The 18,402-nt window shown below is 66.5% G+C and carries 18 protein-coding genes; 6 read left to right on the top strand and 12 right to left on the bottom strand.

Going from position 1 to position 18,402, the window contains the following annotated elements:
* Nucleotides 1–111 precede the first annotated feature (111 nt).
* Genes treS through CQY20_RS23495 form a run of 3 tightly spaced genes read left to right on the top strand, consistent with a single transcriptional unit; the run spans nucleotide 112 to nucleotide 3,641 of the window.
* Nucleotides 112–1,899 carry a maltose alpha-D-glucosyltransferase gene (gene treS, locus CQY20_RS23505; protein WP_097942487.1) on the top strand — a complete coding sequence of 596 codons (1,788 nt, stop codon included), beginning with the start codon at nucleotides 112–114 and terminating at the stop codon, nucleotides 1,897–1,899.
* Nucleotides 1,896–3,230, top strand: coding sequence for a maltokinase N-terminal cap-like domain-containing protein (locus tag CQY20_RS23500; protein WP_097942486.1), 1,335 nt, complete (start codon nucleotides 1,896–1,898; stop codon nucleotides 3,228–3,230). The genes treS and CQY20_RS23500 overlap by 4 nt, the downstream gene beginning before the upstream one ends.
* A 36-nt stretch (nucleotides 3,231–3,266) precedes the next feature.
* Nucleotides 3,267–3,641, top strand: a complete 375-nt coding sequence (locus CQY20_RS23495) for a hypothetical protein (protein WP_097942485.1) — start codon at nucleotides 3,267–3,269, stop codon at nucleotides 3,639–3,641.
* 33 nt (nucleotides 3,642–3,674) lie between these two features.
* On the opposite strand, the gene CQY20_RS23490 is transcribed toward CQY20_RS23495, so the two are convergent.
* Nucleotides 3,675–4,235 (bottom strand): TetR/AcrR family transcriptional regulator, encoded by a 561-nt coding sequence (locus tag CQY20_RS23490; RefSeq protein ID WP_234816382.1) that lies wholly within the window; start codon nucleotides 4,233–4,235, stop codon nucleotides 3,675–3,677.
* A 369-nt stretch (nucleotides 4,236–4,604) separates the two neighbouring features.
* On the opposite strand from CQY20_RS23490, the gene CQY20_RS23485 reads away from it, so the two are divergent.
* On the top strand, nucleotides 4,605–4,874 hold the full coding sequence (locus CQY20_RS23485; RefSeq protein ID WP_234816381.1) for a hypothetical protein: 270 nt from the start codon (nucleotides 4,605–4,607) through the stop codon (nucleotides 4,872–4,874).
* An 8-nt stretch (nucleotides 4,875–4,882) separates the two neighbouring features.
* Here the strand turns inward: CQY20_RS23485 and glgX are convergent, their stop codons facing one another.
* The 10 genes from glgX to CQY20_RS23435 all read right to left on the bottom strand — a co-directional run bounded on the left by glgX (nucleotide 4,883) and on the right by CQY20_RS23435 (nucleotide 16,629).
* A complete protein-coding gene (glgX, locus tag CQY20_RS23480; protein ID WP_097942482.1) occupies nucleotides 4,883–6,991 on the bottom strand; it encodes a glycogen debranching protein GlgX in 2,109 nt (702 codons plus the stop codon).
* A 181-nt stretch (nucleotides 6,992–7,172) separates the two neighbouring features.
* Nucleotides 7,173–7,724, bottom strand: a complete 552-nt coding sequence (locus CQY20_RS23475; RefSeq protein ID WP_097942481.1) for an isochorismatase family protein — start codon at nucleotides 7,722–7,724, stop codon at nucleotides 7,173–7,175.
* 29 nt (nucleotides 7,725–7,753) lie between these two features.
* The gene (locus tag CQY20_RS23470) at nucleotides 7,754–9,085 is read right to left on the bottom strand and encodes a hypothetical protein (RefSeq protein ID WP_097942480.1); all 1,332 of its coding nucleotides are present in this window, start codon (nucleotides 9,083–9,085) and stop codon (nucleotides 7,754–7,756) included.
* Nucleotides 9,082–9,522, bottom strand: coding sequence for a hypothetical protein (locus tag CQY20_RS23465; protein ID WP_097942479.1), 441 nt, complete (start codon nucleotides 9,520–9,522; stop codon nucleotides 9,082–9,084). Before CQY20_RS23465 ends, CQY20_RS23470 begins: the two co-directional genes overlap by 4 nt.
* Nucleotides 9,519–9,701 carry a hypothetical protein gene (locus tag CQY20_RS23460; protein WP_097942478.1) on the bottom strand — a complete coding sequence of 61 codons (183 nt, stop codon included), beginning with the start codon at nucleotides 9,699–9,701 and terminating at the stop codon, nucleotides 9,519–9,521. The genes CQY20_RS23465 and CQY20_RS23460 overlap by 4 nt, the downstream gene beginning before the upstream one ends.
* Nucleotides 9,698–11,530 carry a hypothetical protein gene (locus tag CQY20_RS23455; RefSeq protein ID WP_097942477.1) on the bottom strand — a complete coding sequence of 611 codons (1,833 nt, stop codon included), beginning with the start codon at nucleotides 11,528–11,530 and terminating at the stop codon, nucleotides 9,698–9,700. The genes CQY20_RS23460 and CQY20_RS23455 overlap by 4 nt, the downstream gene beginning before the upstream one ends.
* Nucleotides 11,531–11,632: 102 nt before the next feature.
* Nucleotides 11,633–13,090 (bottom strand): aminotransferase class I/II-fold pyridoxal phosphate-dependent enzyme, encoded by a 1,458-nt coding sequence (locus tag CQY20_RS23450; protein ID WP_097942476.1) that lies wholly within the window; start codon nucleotides 13,088–13,090, stop codon nucleotides 11,633–11,635.
* A 39-nt stretch (nucleotides 13,091–13,129) separates the two neighbouring features.
* A complete protein-coding gene (locus tag CQY20_RS23445; protein ID WP_097942475.1) occupies nucleotides 13,130–14,308 on the bottom strand; it encodes an alcohol dehydrogenase catalytic domain-containing protein in 1,179 nt (392 codons plus the stop codon).
* A gap of 77 nt (nucleotides 14,309–14,385) precedes the next feature.
* A complete protein-coding gene (locus tag CQY20_RS23440) occupies nucleotides 14,386–15,210 on the bottom strand; it encodes a DUF427 domain-containing protein (RefSeq protein WP_097942474.1) in 825 nt (274 codons plus the stop codon).
* Nucleotides 15,211–15,234: 24 nt separating this feature from the next.
* Nucleotides 15,235–16,629, bottom strand: a complete 1,395-nt coding sequence (locus CQY20_RS23435; protein WP_097942473.1) for an acyl-CoA dehydrogenase family protein — start codon at nucleotides 16,627–16,629, stop codon at nucleotides 15,235–15,237.
* An 86-nt stretch (nucleotides 16,630–16,715) separates the two neighbouring features.
* Here CQY20_RS23435 and CQY20_RS23430 point away from each other — a divergent pair, with 86 nt between their 5' ends.
* Complete coding sequence (locus CQY20_RS23430) at nucleotides 16,716–17,273, top strand: hypothetical protein (protein WP_097942472.1); 558 nt, start codon at nucleotides 16,716–16,718, stop codon at nucleotides 17,271–17,273.
* Here CQY20_RS23430 and CQY20_RS23425 read toward each other — a convergent pair.
* Entirely contained in the window at nucleotides 17,222–17,896 is a 675-nt protein-coding gene (locus tag CQY20_RS23425) for an FMN-binding negative transcriptional regulator (protein ID WP_097942471.1), read from the bottom strand. The two genes, CQY20_RS23430 and CQY20_RS23425, sit on opposite strands and share 52 nt — an antisense overlap.
* Nucleotides 17,897–17,935: 39 nt before the next feature.
* Between CQY20_RS23425 and CQY20_RS23420 the strand changes: the two genes are divergently transcribed.
* Nucleotides 17,936–18,241, top strand: a complete 306-nt coding sequence (locus CQY20_RS23420; protein WP_097942508.1) for a hypothetical protein — start codon at nucleotides 17,936–17,938, stop codon at nucleotides 18,239–18,241.
* The last annotated feature ends 161 nt before the right edge of the window (nucleotides 18,242–18,402 follow it).

The following is an 18,402-nucleotide window of genomic DNA, read 5'->3' as shown; positions in this document are numbered from 1 at the left end:
ACTTCGTTCCCGCCGCCTGAGACCCCGTGGGACGGCCGGTTGTTTGCTCTCAACACCGCGGGCATGCGTGCCGGATTCGATTCGGCTTCGGGTGGGTAGGTTTGAAGTTCGATGGATGCGCGAGACGGAGTCGACGCTTCGGTCGACCATGACCCCACGGAGGGCAGCCACGTCGAAGACGGCGTGGTGGAGCACCCCAGCGCCGACGACTTCGGGCACGCCGCCAATCTTCCCGAGGACCGCCTGTGGTTCAAACGCGCGGTCTTCTACGAGGTTCTGGTACGGGCGTTCTATGACTACAACGCCGACGGGATCGGCGATTTGCGGGGACTCAGCGAGAAGCTCGATTACCTGAAATGGCTTGGGGTGGACTGCTTGTGGCTGCCCCCGTTCTACGACTCACCGCTGCGCGACGGCGGCTACGACATCCGTGACTTCTACAAGGTGCTGCCCGAGTTCGGCACGGTCGAAGACTTCGTCGAACTGCTCGACGCCGCCCACAAGCGCGGTATCAGGATCATCACCGACCTCGTCATGAACCACACCTCCGACCAGCACCCCTGGTTCCAGGAGTCGCGGCGCGATCCCGACGGACCCTACGGCGACTTCTACGTCTGGAGCGACACCGCCGACAAGTACAAAGAGGCGCGGATCATTTTCGTCGACACCGAGGAGTCGAACTGGACCTTCGATCCGGTGCGTAAGCAGTTCTATTGGCACCGGTTCTTCTCGCATCAACCGGACCTGAATTACGACAACCCAGATGTCCAGAAAGCGATGCTCGACGTTTTGCGTTTCTGGCTCGATCTCGGCATCGACGGTTTCCGATTGGACGCGGTCCCGTATTTGTTCGAACGCGAGGGCACCAATTGCGAGAACCTGCCCGAGACCCACGCGTTCCTCAAGCACTGCCGCAAGGTCATCGACGACGAGTTTCCCGGCCGGGTGCTGCTGGCCGAGGCCAACCAGTGGCCCGCCGACGTGGTGGAGTACTTCGGCGATCCGCACACCGGCGGCGACGAATGCCATATGGCGTTTCACTTCCCGCTGATGCCACGCATCTTCATGGCGGTGCGGCGCGAGTCGCGGTTCCCGATTTCGGAGATCCTCGCGCAGACGCCGCCGATCCCGGAGATGGCGCAGTGGGGCATCTTCTTGCGTAACCACGACGAGCTGACATTGGAGATGGTGACTGACGAAGAACGCGACTACATGTATGCCGAATACGCCAAGGATCCGCGGATGAAGGCCAACGTCGGCATCCGCCGCAGGCTGGCGCCGCTGCTGGAGAACGACCGCAACCAGATCGAGTTGTTCACCGCGCTGCTGTTGTCGCTGCCTGGCTCGCCGATGCTCTACTACGGCGACGAGATCGGCATGGGTGACATCATCTGGTTGGGCGATCGCGACGGGGTGCGCACCCCGATGCAGTGGACGCCCGACCGCAACGCGGGCTTCTCGAAGGCCAACCCCGGCCAGCTGTACCTGCCGCCGAATCAGGATCCGGTCTACGGCTATCAGTCGGTCAACGTCGAAGCCCAACTCGGCAGCTCGGCGTCGCTTCTGAACTGGACGCGCACCATGCTCGCCGTGCGCCGCCGCCACGAGGCGTTCGCCACGGGCACCTTCCGCGAGCTCGGCGGGTCCAACCCGTCGGTGCTGGCCTACGTGCGCGAACTCGACAAGGACGGCGGGCAGGACATCGTGTTGTGCGTCAACAACCTGTCCCGCTTCCCCCAGCCGATCGAATTGAACCTGCAGCACTGGGCGGGCTACACACCGGTCGAGATGACCGGCTACGTGGAGTTTCCGCCCATCGGCCAGCTTCCGTACCTGCTCACCCTGCCTGGTCACGGCTTCTATTGGTTCCAGCTGCGCAAGTCGGAGGAAGTCCTATGAGCAGGCCCGCGAATCTGCCATGGACACAGTGGCTTCCGCACCAGCGGTGGTATGCGGGGCGCACCCGCGAGTTGTCCGGGCTGGAACCGGTGCACGTGGTGGGGCTGTTGGACGACCTCGATCTGGTGCTGCTCGACGCGTCCTACACCGACGGCTCGACGGATCGATACCAGGTGCTGGTGCGCTGGGGCTCCGGGCCGATCGAGGAGTACGCCGACATCGCGACGATCGGAGCCGACGAGGACCGCACCGCATACGACGCGCTCTACGACGCCGACGCCGCGACCCACCTTCTGTCGCTTATGGATTCGTCGGCCACCGTCGACGATGTCCGGTTCAGCAAGGAACCCGACGTCACGCTGCCGCTGGAGTCGGCGCCGCGGGTGTCGGGCGCCGAGCAGAGCAACACCAGCGTGGTGTTCGAGGACGTGGCGATTCTCAAGCTGTTCCGCCGCATCACGCCGGGCATCAATCCCGACATCGAGCTGAACCGGGTGCTGGGCCGCGCGGGCAATCCCCACGTCGCGCGGTTGCTTGGCTCGTTCGAAACGACCTGGGGCGGCGAGCCATGGGCGCTGGGCATGGTGACCGAGTTCGCAGCCAACTCCGCCGAGGGCTGGGACATGGCGACCGCCAGCACCCGCGACCTGTTCGCCGAGGGCGACCTGTACGCCGACGAAGTCGGCGGCGACTTCGCGGGCGAGTCCTACCGGCTGGGCGAGGCCGTCGCCTCGGTGCACGCCACGCTCGCCGCCGAACTGGGCACCTCGACCACCCTGTTCCCGGCCGACGCGGTCCTGCAGCGGTTGGCCGACGCGACGGCGGCGGTGCCGGATCTGGCGCAGTACGCGCCGCTGATCGAGGAACGCTTCCGCAAGCTGGCCGAGCAGACGATCACCGTGCAACGCATCCACGGCGACCTGCACCTCGGCCAGGTGCTGCGCGCCCCCGAGCGCTGGCTGTTGATCGACTTCGAAGGCGAGCCCGGGCAGCCGCTCGAAGAGCGAAGGCGGCCGGATTCGACGGCCCGCGACGTCGCAGGCGTGCTGCGCTCGTTCGAGTACGCCGCCTACCAACGGCTGACAGAACAGGCCGACGACGACGAGCGCCACCGGCAGCTGACCGCCCGCGCCCGCGAATGGGTGGACCACAACAGCGCGTCGTTCTGCGAGGGCTACGCCGCGGTGGCAGGCGCCGACCCGCGCGACGACGGCGCCCTGCTGGAGGCCTACGAACTGGACAAGGCGGTGTACGAGGCGGCCTACGAAGCCCGGCACCGGCCGACGTGGCTGCCGATCCCGATGCGGTCGATCGCGCGCATCGTCGGTTGAGTCGTGGTGAGCGCGCACACCGGGTAAACCTGAGGCATGGCCAAGTACGCGGTGAACGAGGCCGCGGTGAAGAAGGCGCGCGAACTGATCGACGCCGGACAGTACGTCCTGGACAGCGATTGGGGCGAAGTGCAGCCGCGGGCCGCGGCGCAGAACGAGTACCTCGAGAACCATTCGTGGGACGAGTACGCCCAGTGGCATCTCGGCCTCACCGAAGGCGCCAAGGACCACACCAAGGCGCGATATGCGTTCGTCTACGGCGACTTTCGTCGTCTACACCGCAGCGGGCTGATCGCCTGCGTCTACCGCGCGGCGGAGTGGCGGCACAAGGACGTCGAACTGGCCGCCCACGATCTGCTGCAGTACCTGGACAGCAAGACCGGGCTGACGCCGACGCGCAAGGCGCGCTAAGCGCTAAGCGCTGGGGCCAGGAGCCCAGCGCCGCTAGGGCCGCAGCATGAAGTCCAGGAAGCGCTCGCGCAGTTCGAGCGGCGCGTCGATGCTCGGGTCGACGCCGTGCAGCAGGCCGAGGCCCGCCGCGAAGAACGTCACCGACCGCACACCGGCCTCCTCACCCTCGAAACCGCTGTCCAGGAACGCCTGGTGCACGGCGGCGAACACCCGCTGGTCGCTCGCGCGGACGCTCGCCGCCACCATCTCGTCGGCCATGGCCCAGACCCGCATGGCCCGTTCCAGCGCGTACTGGCGCGGGGTGACGACGGCGTCCATCATGTAGCGCAACCGCTGCCGGGGCTCGACGTCGTGCATGTTCTCGAAGCGCCTGCGGTCGGCGTCCTGCAAACTGGCCCAGGCTTGCACGAGCGCCACCCGATAGGCGGGCAGGTCGGCGAAATGCCAGTAGAAGCTGCCCTTGGTGACGCCGAGCCGCTCGCAGAGCGCGTCCACCCGCAGTGCTGTCGGGCCTCCCTCGGCGAGGATGGCGAACCCGGCCTGGATCCAGTCTTCGACCGACCGCCGGTGACCGGCACCGCGCTGCGGTGTCATGGACGGCAGCATACGGTGACCAGTCGGTTGACAGGGGAGAAAATTTCGAACGGTGACGCTTCCGCGTCGCCGGGGAGGTGCTGTTGCAACCGTGGCCGCCGGTAGTCACCGCCGCTCTTCGGCTTCTACTTCCAGCCCGCCCGGCCGGCGGCACCCCTCGGTGCCGATTGCGACCACGGCTGCTACAGCTGCTAAACAGTACCATACTGCCTGGTATGGCACACGATTTCGGCTGAGATGGGCCATCTTTGACGCCTCGGGCGGCGTTTAGCGATCGACCGCGTGGGCAACCGATCCAGTGTGACTGCAAACCCGGATCCAGGCTATTCACCCAACGACGGCGGCGGGGTCGGTGACACGCTCCGGCCGATGGAGGCATCCGATCCCGACGACCTGCGCAACGACGACGGCGACGAGGTCGTCGACCCGCCGCACGACTGGGCCGAAGCGGACAGAATCAGCGAGCGCGGCGAGGCCGACGAGTCGCTCGACGACAAGCTGGCCGCCGAGCAGCCCGACGTGACCGAGGTCGAGCCCAAAGCTGCCGCCGAAGAACCCGACGTGACCGGCGGACGCCACCAGGGCCAAGTCAGCGGCACGCCCGAGGACGGCGACTCCTACTACGACGTCGTCGAGTGAGCGCCCGGCTACTCCTGCGGCGCTGAGCGCAACACCATCATCGACCGCGCGTCGATATTGACCTTGGCTTCGGCGTCGTACGGCTTGGACTCCTCGGCGACCTGGTCGGCGGTGTAGATGACCGGAATCCACGCCTTCGCGAAATTCTCTGGCGGAAGCGCGAATTCGATCGGCTCGTGATGGGCGTTGAAGAACAGCATGAACGAGTCGTCGATGATCCGCTGACCCCGCACATCGAGATGCGGGATGCCCTGACCGTTCAGATACACGCCGATTGTCTTGGCGAAACCGGACGCCCAGTCCTCGTCGGTCATCTCCGACCCATCGGGCGCGAACCACATGATGTCGGAAAGCCCACCGCCGCCGCGGTGCCGCACCGGGTCTCCGCTGAAGAACCGCCGCCTGCGGAACACCGGATGCGCCGCGCGTAGCGCAGACACCGTCCTGGTGAACTCCATCAGGTCGGTGTCGACGGAATCCCAATTGATCCAAGACAATTCGTTGTCCTGGCAGTATACGTTGTTGTTGCCCTGCTGGGTGCGGCCAAGCTCGTCGCCGTGTGCGATCATCGGCACACCCTGCGAAAGCAGCAGCGTGGTCAGGAAATTGCGCTGCTGTTTGGCGCGCAGCGCGTTGATCTCCGGATCATCGGTCGGCCCTTCCACGCCGCAGTTCCACGAGCGGTTGTGACTCTCCCCGTCCCGGTTGTCCTCACCGTTGGCCTCGTTGTGTTTCTCGTTGTAGGACACCAGATCACGCAGCGTGAAGCCGTCGTGGGCGACGACGAAGTTGATCGACGCGACCGGCCTGCGCCCGGTGTGCTCGTACAGATCGGCAGAACCGGTCAGCCGGGAGGCGAACTCGTCGAGGGTGGCAGGCTCGCCGCGCCAGTAGTCGCGGACGGTGTCGCGGTATTTGCCGTTCCACTCCGTCCACTGCGGCGGGAAGCCGCCGACCTGATAGCCGCCGGGCCCGACGTCCCACGGCTCCGCGATCAGCTTGACCTGGCTGACCGTCGGATCCTGTTGCACCAGTTCGAAAAACGTCGACAGCTTGTCCACGTCGTAGAACTCACGAGCCAGCGTGGAGGCGAGGTCGAAGCGGAAACCGTCGACGTGCATCTCGGTGACCCAGTACCGCAGCGAGTCCATGATCAGCTGAAGCGAGTGCGGATGCCCGACGTTGAGGCTGTTGCCCGTGCCGGTGTAGTCCATGTAGTACCGCTTGTCGTCGTCGACCAGGCGGTAGTAGGCGGCGTTGTCGATGCCGCGCATGGACAGCGTCGGCCCGAGGTGGTTGCCCTCGGCGGTGTGGTTGTAGACGACGTCGAGGATGACCTCGATGCCGGCCTCGTGCAGGGCACGCACCATCGCCTTGAACTCCTGCACCTGGCCGCCGGGCGCCGGGTTGCTGCTGTATTTCGGGTCGGGAGCAAAAAAGCCGATGGTGTTGTAGCCCCAGTAATTGGTCAGCCCCTTCTCGATCAGCGTCGAGTCGTTCACGAAGTGGTGCACGGGCATCAATTCGATGGCGGTCACGCCGAGCGACTTGAGGTGATCGATCATCGCCGGGTGGCCGACGGCGGCGTAGGTGCCGCGGATGGCCTCCGGGATGTCGGGGTGGGTCTTGGTGAGGCCCTTGACGTGTGCCTCGTAGATGACCGAGTCGGCGTACTCGTGGCCGGGCGGACGGTCCACGCCCCAGTCGAAGTAGGGGTTGATGACGACCGACTTGGGCATGCTGGCCGCCGAGTCGTCGTCGTTGCGGCTGTCCGGGTCGCCGAAGTTGTAGCCGAACAGCGACTGGTTCCACTGGAACTCTCCGTCGATCGCCTTCGAGTACGGGCAGAGCACCAGTTTGTTCGGATTGCAGCGATGGCCGTTGGCCGGGTCGTACGGGCCGTGGATGCGGTAGCCGTACCGCTGGCCTGGCTGGATGTTGGGGATGAACCCGTGCCAGACGAACCCGTCGACCTCGGGCAGTGTCATCCGGGTTTCGGTGCCGTCGCCGTCGAACAGGCACAACTCGACCTGCTCCGCGACCTCGCTGAAGATCGCGAAGTTCGTGCCGAACCCGTCGTAGGTCGCGCCGAGTGGATAGGCCTTACCCGGCCACATTTCCAGCGGGGCGGACTGCGGGGTGGCAGCTTCGGTCAAGGGTCACGCTCCAAACAATGAATAGATGAGTTAACTGTCTAGCTGAAAGAACGATACGGGGATGCCCACTGGGACGGCATCACAACCAAACTGCTGCCTGCGGGCAGGCGGCACCGGTGTGACCACCTTCACCCCGCGATGATCAGGCGACCTGGACGCCGGCCTGGCGCAGCGACTCGACGGCCTCGGCGGTCGTCGCCTCAGAAACACCGGCGGTCAGGTCGAGCAGCACCCGGGTCTTGAACCCCTGGGCTGCCGCGTCGGCGGCGGTGGCCTTCACGCAGTAGTCGGTGGCGATGCCGACGATGTCGACCTCGTCGACGTCATGGCTGCGCAGCCAGTCGGCCAGCGACGTGCCGTCCTCGGCGTGGTAGCCCTCGAACCCGCTGTAGGCCGCCGAGTAGTGGCCCTTGTGGAACACCGCCTCGACGGCGGAGGTGTCCAGCGCCGGGTGGAAATCCTCTCCCGGGGTGCCGACGACGCAGTGCCGCGGCCAGGACAGCTTGAAATCCGGATTGTCGGAGAAGTGGTCGCCGGGGTCGATGTGATGGTCCTTGGTGGCGACGACGTGGTCGTAGTCGTGGTGGGCGAGCAGTTCGGTGATCGCCCTGGCGACCTCGGCGCCGCCGGCCACTGCGAGCGAACCGCCCTCACAGAAGTCGTTTTGCACATCAACGATGACAAGCGCGCGCATACCTCAACCCTACGACGCACGACGCGGCGTCAACCGCCGAAGAGCAGGTAGAGGCCGGTGAAGGTGTAGCCGACCATCACCAGCATCATCGCCAGCTGGCCGGTCAGTTGGTAGCCCGTCGGCAACACCCGCAGGGCGCGGTCGTGAGCGGCGATCACCCCGCCCACATGACCGGCGACCACGCACCCGACCTTGATCGTTGCCAGCACCGACGGGTGAAGGGACAGAATGTAACTCACTTCCGCATCGCCGAGTCCGAGCAGATTCCAGCCGCGCCCGAGCGGATCGGCGAGGTCGATGATGGTCTGCTGGCCCTTCTCCACCAGGTACGACAGGTAGTGCGCGAACACGTAGCCGAGCACGATCGGTATCAGCGAATGCGCCATCAGGCCGGGCAGCTTTCGCCGGGTGTCCTTGTCCACGCCGCCGGTCGCGCGGGCGGCGCACCAGAAGGTCACCACAACGACCGCGATGAAGAACAGCAACCCGGCGGTGTGCAGCGTCGACGCCGATGCGACCGAATCCGTATGCCGGTCCACGAAATTGCGGAACGCGGGCATCGCCGAGTAGCTGTCGTAGGCGGTGGAGCCGAGCAGCACCGCCAGGAGCGTCACGGCCCCCGGCCGGACCGGCAGCGACGGCAGGTGATCGAACGGATTGCCGATCTCGATGCGGCCGGTCTGCGGATTGCGACGCAACACCGAGAATCGTGACGCGACGACGCTGTACACCTCGAACGGGTCGGCCCGGCCGAACCACCGCTGCCCACACGCGATTGCGCCCACCAGCGTGACGACCAGATAGATCAGCAGCCACAGCTTGATCGCGCCCAGCGAGCCCGGGTCGGGACTGGCCAGCTCGAGCCACACGAACGCGAACAATCCGAACACGGCAGGCCAATACCCCAGCCGCCGGGGATAGCGGTCGCGCGACGGCAGCCGCGCCAGCCGCAGCAGCCGATACACCGTGCGCACCGGCGACACTGCCCGCCACACGGGTCCGATCGCCAGCGACACCGCCACCAGCCCGACCCACAGCAGCACGTAGAAGACGCCGGGCAGCGGATTGCCGTCGCGCGGCCCGAACAGCGCGGCCATCGCCACCCACGCCGCGAACGCCAGCCCTGCGGCGGCCACCACCCAGCGGGTGACCGGCGCGTCGACGACCGTCGTCACCCACTGCGGCAGGGCACGGCCCGGCTTGTCGGGGTCGAACCGCGGCCGCCGCCACGCGAACGCCACGACCGCGAACGTGAACGTCAGCGCCCACGCCGCGCCGATCAGCGCATAGGTGTAGGGGATCGGGAGATCGGTCGACCCGCCCAGGCCATGGGCCAGCACTGTGACGGGTCGATCGGTCATGGCTGCACTTGCACCGTCGCGATCGTCTTGCCCAGGTTGTGCAGTTCGATGTCGACCTTGCCGGGCACGTCGACGGTGAACTGGAACTGCTGGGCGGGCTGTGGCTCGACCTTGAACGTGTGCTCGGGCGTGGAGTGCACATGCAGTTCGTCGGCGGCGTCGCTGTTGACCTTCACGACGATCTGCTCGTTGGTTTTGGCCTCGAGCGCGGCGTTGGTCGGGTTCACTTCGCCGCCCTTGATGGTCACGTCGATGACCAGACGCTCGGGTGGCTCCTGCTGGTTCTGCATGTCGTGCGGGCTGACCGTCGACGCGGACGGAGACGCGGGTGAACTCTCCGCGCTCTCGGATTCGCCGCCGCCCCCGCACCCGGCGAGCGCGAGCGCACCAGCGGCCAGCAGAACGAGGAGTCGGCTATTCGATTGAGTTGCAGTCACGCTGACTTATCTTGGTCGGTCGGTGCTGTCGCCTCACTGTGAGGCCTGTCTCGCTTGCGCCGGTCCTTCATCGCGATGTAGACGACGACACCCGCGACGATGAACGCCGGCAGAAAGGCCGGAATGGCCAGCAGCACTGAGTGGTCGGCGAGGAAGACGATGTCGGGATGCTCGGTCATGCTTGCGCCGTTGGTTGTAGTTCGGTCTTGCTGCCGCTGGATTGGCTTCGGTTGACCCGGCCCGCGCCCCAGGTGAGACCGCCGATCATGATCAACGTGCAGGCCAGCACGATCAGGCAGCCGATCGTCCACAGCGCCATCGGCGTTTCGGGGCTGCGTTCACGCTGCAGGATCGTGATCTCGGCGACGAACGGACGGGTGAACTGTGCTTCGGCAGGAACTTCCTGCGCGCCGATGGCCGGGTCAGCCGCCAGGTAGATGGGCACGGCCGTCAAAATGCGGCCGTCGTGCACCCGCAGCAGGGTCTTCCACGATCCGTTGACGGGCATGGGCTCAGTGGACTGGTAATGGCCGGGTCCCAGGCGCTGAAGCCGGTCGACGAAGATGCCGCGGTGGTCCGGCAATCCGCCCTGCCAGCCGAGGACCGAAACCCAGTTCGGATCGTCGCTGATCAGATCGGGCGGGTTGATCTGGACGTCGGCATTCACCATGCGTTCGTCGGGCGTGCCGGCTTCGGTCAACGTGACCGTCGCGGTGGCGTTTTGCGGTACCTCATAGCGCAGCCCGTTGGCGGTCGCCCCGCCGATGGCAAGCACGGCCAGCACAACGAGGCCGATGCTGATAGGCCGCGCTGGCAAGCGTTGATCGGTGAGCACCATGCCGAACATCGCGCCGCACGCGCCGGTCAGGATGGCGACCGGCACGGCCATCAGCAGTGCCTCCGGCCATATGCTGGACGGCCACGGGTAGTGGTAGACGGCGTCCACCCAGAACGATTCCAGCCACAGTCCAACGGTGCTGACCAATAGACCGCTGGCCAGGCCGAACACGATTGGTCGCTTGAAAACCGGTGTGAACGCCAGGATTTCGACCACGATGGCGGCGCCGAGGTACAACGCGAACCAGTTGATCGGCGCGCCGAGGACCGGGCCGACCATCAGCGACACCAAACCGCGTAGCGCGATCGCCAGCAGCGCGGCCAGGATTGCGGCGCCACGGCCCATCATCATGCGCGCAGCGACGAGCGCGAACGCCCCGGCTGCCGCAATCAGCATCGGCTGGAACACCTGGCGGAACTGTGGCACCCCGAAGTCGTACTCGATCTGAAAGACCGACAGCCCGATGACGATCCCGCCGAAGCCCAGGTACTTGATGAACAGCAGGCCCATGCCTTCCTTCGGCGCGTTCTCGCCGACGGCTTTCTTGCCTTCGTATTCGAGGAGCAGCGCAGCGATCGTCGAGAATCCGGCGCCGCCGATCATCATCAGGTGCGTCGGCCCCCACAGCGTGACGTCCTGGCCGAAGATGCGGTGCCACACATCATCGAGTGGGAAACCTGTCAACGCGTACAGACCGCAACCGGCCATCAGCACACCGCCGACGGGGGCGTACCAGTCCTCGGTGATGCGGATCGCGTACGGGCCCGGCTTCTCGTAGGGCAGCACGATGGCCGCGCAGCCCGCGACGAACAACAGGAACAGCCCGACCAGGATGAAGTAGTGAGCGGGGTTGGCCAGCGGCCCCGGGTCGCGGCCCTTGCCGATGTGCAGGCTGACGTCCCAGATGAAACCGAACAGCGCGCAGATCAGTGTCGCGGTGAACAGGGCGATGGGAACCGCCACCCACGGCGGCCGTTTGAATTTGCGTCCGGCGTACTCCGCCACGCTGTTCACCCAGGTGATCTTGCGCGCCCGATGCAGGTAACCGAGCCAACACAGCAACGCGCCGATGACGACAGCCACCGCCGTCATGCCGATCACCTGGTCGAGCGCGGCGCCACCGGCCTCGCCGGTCGCGGCGAGAAACGAAAGCTCTGCTGAACCGGTCATTTGTCCCACCTGCTGAGTATCGAAGGGAACTCCTTACCCGTCGGTAATGTTGCCAAATCGGTCGGGTCCGAAACCCCTTTTGGAACCCCCGGTACCGGGTTGTCAGGCGACCACACGGATCTGCCCCAGTGACGGGTCGGCGGGGTCGGGAAGATTCATCCCGGCGGCGACGCCGGTGCGCAGGTAGTCGATGACGGCGTCGCTGAGCCGCTCTCCGGGAACGACCGCGGGGATGCCCGGCGGGTAGGGGGTGATCTGCTCGGCGGCGATCCGTCCGCACGCCTGCTCGGCGGGCACCATCTCGACCGGCCCGAAGAACGCGTCGCGGGGCAGTTGCACCGTTTCGAGTTCGATCTCCTCCGGCGCGGGCAGCCGGATCTGCGGGGCGGGGTCGAAGTCATCGACCGCGTCGCGCCAGCCGCGCAGCGCATCGAGCAGCCGTTCGGCGGTGGACCGGTCGTCGGCGAACGACATGGTGGCCAGGATGCGGCGGTGATCGGCCATGCCGACGTCGACCTGCTTGTGCTCACGCAGCCAGTCGGCGGCCTGGTAGCCCGAGGTGCCGGTCGCCGAGACGTCCATCAACACCTGCAGGCAGTCCAGATCGTGGCTGGCCTGCACCCCGATCAGTTCGTCGTCGAGCACCTCGAGGTCAGGAATCGTCTCGATCTCGTCGCGCAGACGGTTGGCGAGATCGATTGCGGAGCCGAGCAATTCGTGGCCATGCTGCACCATCTGGCGGCGCCAGCCGTCCATCGCGGCATACATCAGCACGCTGGGGCTGGTCGTCTGCAGCAGATCGGCACACGCCGACAGCCGATCCTGGTCGACGAGATCACCCTGCAGGTGAAACACCGAGCCTTGCTCGAACCCTGCGCCCATCTTGTGCACGCTGACCACGCAGACGTCGGCACCCGCGTCCATCGCCCATGTCGGCAGATCCGCGTGGAACGGCAGATGCGCGCCCCACGCTTCGTCGACGATCAGCGGCTTGCCGCGGTCATGGCAGACCGCGGCGATCTCCTCGAGGTCGGCGCAGGTGCCGTACGGGCTGGGACTGACGATCAGCGCGCCTGCGGCGTCGGGGTTGCGCTCGAACGCTTCGTCGACGTCGTCGGGCGACGGCGGGTGCGAGATGTGCCGGTCGGCGTCCCACCGCGGCGTTACCCAGCGCGGCTGGACGCCGGAGAAGATGAGCCCGGCGACGATCGATTTGTGACTGTCTCGGCTGACCAGAAGGCCGCCGTCGCCGCCCGCCACGGCCATCATGGCCGCCTTGACCGACAACGAACTGCCGCACGTGGAGAACCACGCCACCTCCGCGTCGACCGCCTCGGCCATCAGGTCTTCGGCCCGCTTGAGGTAGCCGTTGCTGCTGAGGCGGTCGTCGAGCCCGCCGTTGGCGAGCAGATCGTCGTGGAAGGGTTCGCGTCCCAGGACGGACAACACGCGGTCGTCGGTGCCGCGGCCCTGCCGGTGCCCGGGCGGGGTGAACCCGTACCGGTTGGCCTTGCGGTACTCCACGAGCGCGTCGAGCAGGGGCGCGTCGGATTGGTCCATGACTCATCGGGTACCCGGGCGCCGAAGTTCAAACCGGCCTTAGGGCGTGAGTACCACCTTGACCATGCCGTCGGCCTTCTTCTGGAAGGTCTCGTAGGCGTCGGGCGCGGCGTGCAGGGGCAGCCGGTGGGTGGCGAACGACTCGGTGCCCAGCGGGTCCTCGTCGTTCAGCAGCGGCATGATGTCGGGCACCCAGCGCTTGACGTTGGCCTGACCCATCCGCAGCGTGATCTGCTTGTCGAACAGCCTCATCATGTTGATCGGATCGGCGGCGCCGCCGTAGACACCGGACAACGAGATGGTGCCGCCGCGGCGCACGATTTCGATCGCGGTGTTGAACGCGGCCAGCCGGTCGACGCCCGCGTTCTTCATCACTACCCGGCCCACCGACGACGGCAGGAACTGCGCAGCGGTCTGCGCCGCTTCGGCGATGGGCGAACCGTGGGCCTCCATCCCGACCGCGTCGATCACCGAGTCGGCGCCGCGTCCCTCGGTGGCCTCCCGCACGACCTCAACCGGGTCGTCGAGGTTCATATCGATGACGTCGCTGCACATTTCGCGTGCGCGCTGCACCCGGTCCGGGACCATGTCCACGCCGATCACCCGGCAGTCCTTCGTGTGACGCGCGACGCGGCACGCCATCGAACCGATCGGGCCCATCCCGAGAATCACCAGCGTTCCGCCCTTTGGCACATTGGCGTACTCGACCGCCTGCCAGGCCGTGGGCAGCACGTCGGACAGGTAAACGTAGCGTTCGTCGGGACCCTCATGAGGCACCTTGATGTGGGTGTACTGCGCCTGCGGGACGCGCAGGTATTCGGCCTGTCCGCCGGGCACCTCGCCGTAGAGCTTCGAATAGCCGAACAGCGCTGCGCCGGTGCCCTGGTCGCGGTTCTGCGTTGTCTCGCACTGACTTTGCAGGCCATGCCCGCACATGAAGCAGTGCCCGCAGGAGATGTTGAACGGGATCACCACGCGATCGCCGACCTTCAGATCCCGAGCCTCCCTGCCGACGGCTTCGACGATGCCCATGGCTTCGTGGCCAAGCACATCACCTGGCGTCATGAACGCGCCGAGCACTTCGTAGAGATGCAGATCGGAACCGCAGATGTTGGTGCTCGTCACCTTGATGATCGCGTCGGTGGCTTCCTTGATGCTCGGATCCGGCACATCCTCGACCGTGACGTTTCTCCGCCCCTGCCAGGTGACCGCACGCATAGACCCTCCTCATGTTCTACTCGCGGTGAACATGCCCGCTGCGGCGGAGACGAAACATGCGGCGACTTGAGATGCGCTCAACTCCATGGCGTGACCGAGCGGGCGACGTATTCGCCGTCGACGGCGACGTCGAGTCGCTCGTCGAAGAAGCAAATCCAGTCGCGCACCTGCTCGGCGTCGTGCAGCGGATCATGGTAGGTCCAGGCGATGTCGCGCGGGCCGTCGACCACCGAGAAGTAGGACGCGCGGCCCTTGTAGGCGCAGTAGCTGACTTTGTCACTCGGTTCCAGCCGGACGACGACGTCTTCGCGGGGCAGGTAATAGCGCACCGGCAACAGCGTCTCGAACAACAGCATGGGCCGCTTCGATTCGGCCAACAGCATGCCCTCGTGCTCGATGCGGACGTGGCGGCGGCTGCGCCGTACGTCGATGCGGCTGAACGGGTCGTGCGGGTGGCTGACGATCGGCTCGTCCTCCTCGCGCCACTCGAACGCGGCGAAGTCGAGGATCACATAGTCGTTGAGGTCGCTGTCGTCGGGGCGGAACGCCGCGCGCCCAGCCGTGTCCTCGCCGGCGATGACGTCGTAAACCGTTCCGGGACAGGTATGTACGGCGAATGGCACAGACGGGTCGAGCACCGGGCGCTCGCTGATATCGGGCAGCCGGTATCCGGTGTCGACGTCGTCGCCGGACTCCGCACCTGCGGGCAACAGCTGCGCGGTGAGGGCATTGATGGGCACCGCGTAGATTGCGACGACGCGACGCGGTTCCCAGACCAGCCGGGCCGCGGTGGTGTCGGCCACCGGTTCGCCGGCAAGGAAGGCGCGGACACGTTTGGCCGTGGGCTGATACCGCAGCGCCGCAAGCTCGCCGGTCAGCAGCTCCATCATCTTGACGGCCATACCGCGACCCTACTTCTCGCGACACTATTTCTTCGGTGGCTTGAGTACCTTCATTGCGAGCTGCATGACCGGCTGGGGTACACGGTCGCGCATGCCGAGCAGGGTGTTGGACACCTGCGTGCGCGCCGGTGTGCCGCGGCCGAACATCCGGTTCAGCGGACCGCCGGTTGGTTCGAGGTCGACGTGCAGCGGGGGTCTGCCGTCGGCCGCGCCGAGTGCGTTGGAGATGACGATCCGCTGGATTTCGCTGGTTCCCTCAAAGATGGTGTACAGCTTGGCATCTCGGTACCACTTCTCCACCGGATGGTCCTTGATGTATCCCCAGCCGCCCATCGTCTGGATGGCGCGTTCGGTGGTGCGCACCGCGACCTCGCTGGCGGCGAGCTTCGACATCGATCCCTCGCCGCGCTCCATCGGTATGCCTGAGGCGGCCATCCACGAGGCGCGCCACGTCAGCAGCCGGGCGGCGTCGATCGCGGTGGCCAAGTCGGCGAGCGGGAAGGACACGCCTTGGTTGTCGATGATCGGCGCGCCGAACGCCTCCCGACGGTTGGCGTATTCGGTGGCGTATTCCAATGCGGCTCTTGCGATTCCGAGCGCTTGTGCGGCCACCATTGGCCGGGTCTGCTCGAACGTGCCCAGCGTGGCGGAGCCGGAGCGGCGTCCGCCCTCGACCGCCTCGCGGGCGCGGGCCAGCTTGTATTCGAGTTTTTCCTGGCCGCCGAGCAGGTTCTCGGCGGGCACGCGGACCGCGTTGAATTTCAGTTCGGCGGTGTGGGAGGCGCGGCAGCCGAGTTTGTCGAGCTTGCGGACCATCTCGAGGCCGGGCGTACCGCCGGGGACGATGAAGAGGGCCTGCCCGCGGTGGCCGAGCTCTTCGTCGACGACCGCGTTGACCACGTGCACATTGGCGATGCCGCCGTTGCCGATCCACATCTTGTGGCCGTCGATGATCCAGTCGGCGTCGGGCCCGGTGCCGTCGCGCTTGGCGCGCGTGCGCAGGTTGCGAACGTCGCTACCGCCCTCGGGTTCGGAGATGGCCAGCGCGGCGAGCTTGAGGTCGCCGGGGGTGCCGAAGCACTCGGGCGCCCACTGCAGCATCTGCTCGGGCGAGGCGGCCTGGCCGATGGCCGACAACGCCAGAGCGGGCATCACGATTGCCAACCCGATGCCGGCGCAGCCCCAGAACAATTCCTCCATGAACATCGGCAGCGACAGCCCGGTGGGGTCGCCGATCAGGTCGCGGTAAAACAACGGGCTGTAGAAGCCGCGGGTGGCGGCTTCCTCGAGGACCGGCCAGGGGAACTCCTGGCGGGCGTCGTAGTCGGCGGCCGCCGGGCGGATCACCGATTCGGAGAACTCGTGCGTGCGGCGCGCGAGATCGTGTTGTGCACCAGTAGGAGTCAGATCGAAGCCCATGAGTCCGCCCGCCGCCTTCCGTCCGATTACGGTGTCGGGTACCCCGTGATCGTCGAAAATCCACGGTGGGCGGAAGAAGGCGTCGGGTGAAGATTGCGCGAATGCGGCTGCGGCAGCGCGACTCGACCACGTGCGGTCCGAGCGTGGCTGTGGTGGCGGGGGCGCTGCTGGACCCGGCCTATCGTGCGCGACTGACCGATTCGCCCAGCAGCTGGTTCGACGACGAGCAGTCGCGAGTCCACGCCGAGGTGAACCGCGTCTGGCCGCGGATGCTCGGCACCACCCCGATGGGTATCGCCCGCGCGGTGACCACGCGCACCGAGATGCGGGGTGTGCGATATCGCTGGCGGCTGTTCCGCGGTCGTCGGGACCGGCTCACCGATGTGTTGGATGCGGTGTCGGAGGGGTGGCCCGTCGCGATGCTCGTCGGGCGGTTCATTCCGCGGCACTGGGTGCTGATCGTCGACGTCGACCGGTCGCCCCGCGCGGGGCGCGGGCTGGAGTTGCCGTTGCGGTGTTATGAGCCGACGTCGGGTGAGGTTCGTCCTGCCGATGTGGCCGCGGTGCGGGAGTCGCGGCTGACCGGGTTGGGTTACCCGCGACCGTTCGCGTTCGTGTTGCCGTCGGGCAGGCCGTCACGGTAGCCGCCTGGGAGGCCATCTCGGAACGCCGCGACGCGGTCGGCGACGAGTCGATCCTGAGCCGCGTCCGACTGTCGCAGGCCGGCGATGACGCCGTCGCGGTTGCGGTCGGGTTGGTTCTGCGACATCTTCGCCTTGCCCTCGACCTTGGCGATGACGAGTTCGACGCCGACGATGCCGCGCAGTTGCGCGTTGGTGAAGTCGGGTGGAGCGTCGGACACTTGCCACGGCGTGGCGCGGCCAGCTTCGTGGCGGTTGGTCAACATGGTGACCAGGTTGAGCAGCCAGTCGGGATCGTCGTGGATGACGAGTCGCCCGTGGACGTTGAGAACTTCATAGTTCCACGTGGGCACGACCTTGCCGGTCTCTGCCTTCGTGGGATAGAAGCTCGGCGAGATGTAGGTATGCGGGCCCGTGAAGATCGCGACGGATTCGGCACCGTCGGCGTGCCAGTGCGGGTTGGCCCGCGAGACGTGGCCGAGCAGCGAGTGGCCGTCGTAGATCATCGGCAGAGGCGTCACCAGCAAGCCGTCCGCGGTGTTGCTGACCAGCTGCGCGAACTCCGCCCCGGCGAGCGCCTCGGCGGTCTGCTCGTCGGTCAGGGCGAATTGACGCGGAATGAACATCGGATTCCAGCCTAGCCGCTTCGAACGTATGATCGAATGGTGGGCGAGTTCCAGTCCATCGGCTACAACGGCCAGCCCGTGCAACAAGCATTTCGGCCAGTCGAGCCGCCGATAACGGTTCTTGTCGATTTGGCAACGTTGTTCCCGCGTGAGCCGCACAGCCGCGGCGGTTACAACCCCGCCGGCCTGCAGATGCATTCGGTGGTCGAGGGCAAACTCACCTGCTGGGGCATCTGCGAGCAGGGCCATTGGTGGGGTCTGGTGACGTATGCGATCGCGTACGGCCCGAAGCGTCGATCGGTCACCCACTGGATTCCGGCCTGGGTGTTGAAGCGCAAGGCTTGAGTGCCTAGTCGCCTTTGCTCAGCCGCCTCGTTCTTTGGGGCCGTTGCCCCTGCCGGGCTTGCCGGGTTTGCCCGGCTTGTGATCGGGCTTCTTGTGTTCGGGCTTCTTGTGGTCGGGCTTGGGTTCGGGCGGTTGGACGACGGGCGTCGGCGGTGGGGGTG

This window comes from Mycolicibacterium agri (assembly GCF_002553505.1).
Classification (GTDB): domain Bacteria; phylum Actinomycetota; class Actinomycetes; order Mycobacteriales; family Mycobacteriaceae; genus Mycobacterium; species Mycobacterium agri.
The sequence above is the reverse complement of the archived record's forward strand: the minus strand, read 5'-3'. Positions and strand labels throughout refer to the sequence as shown.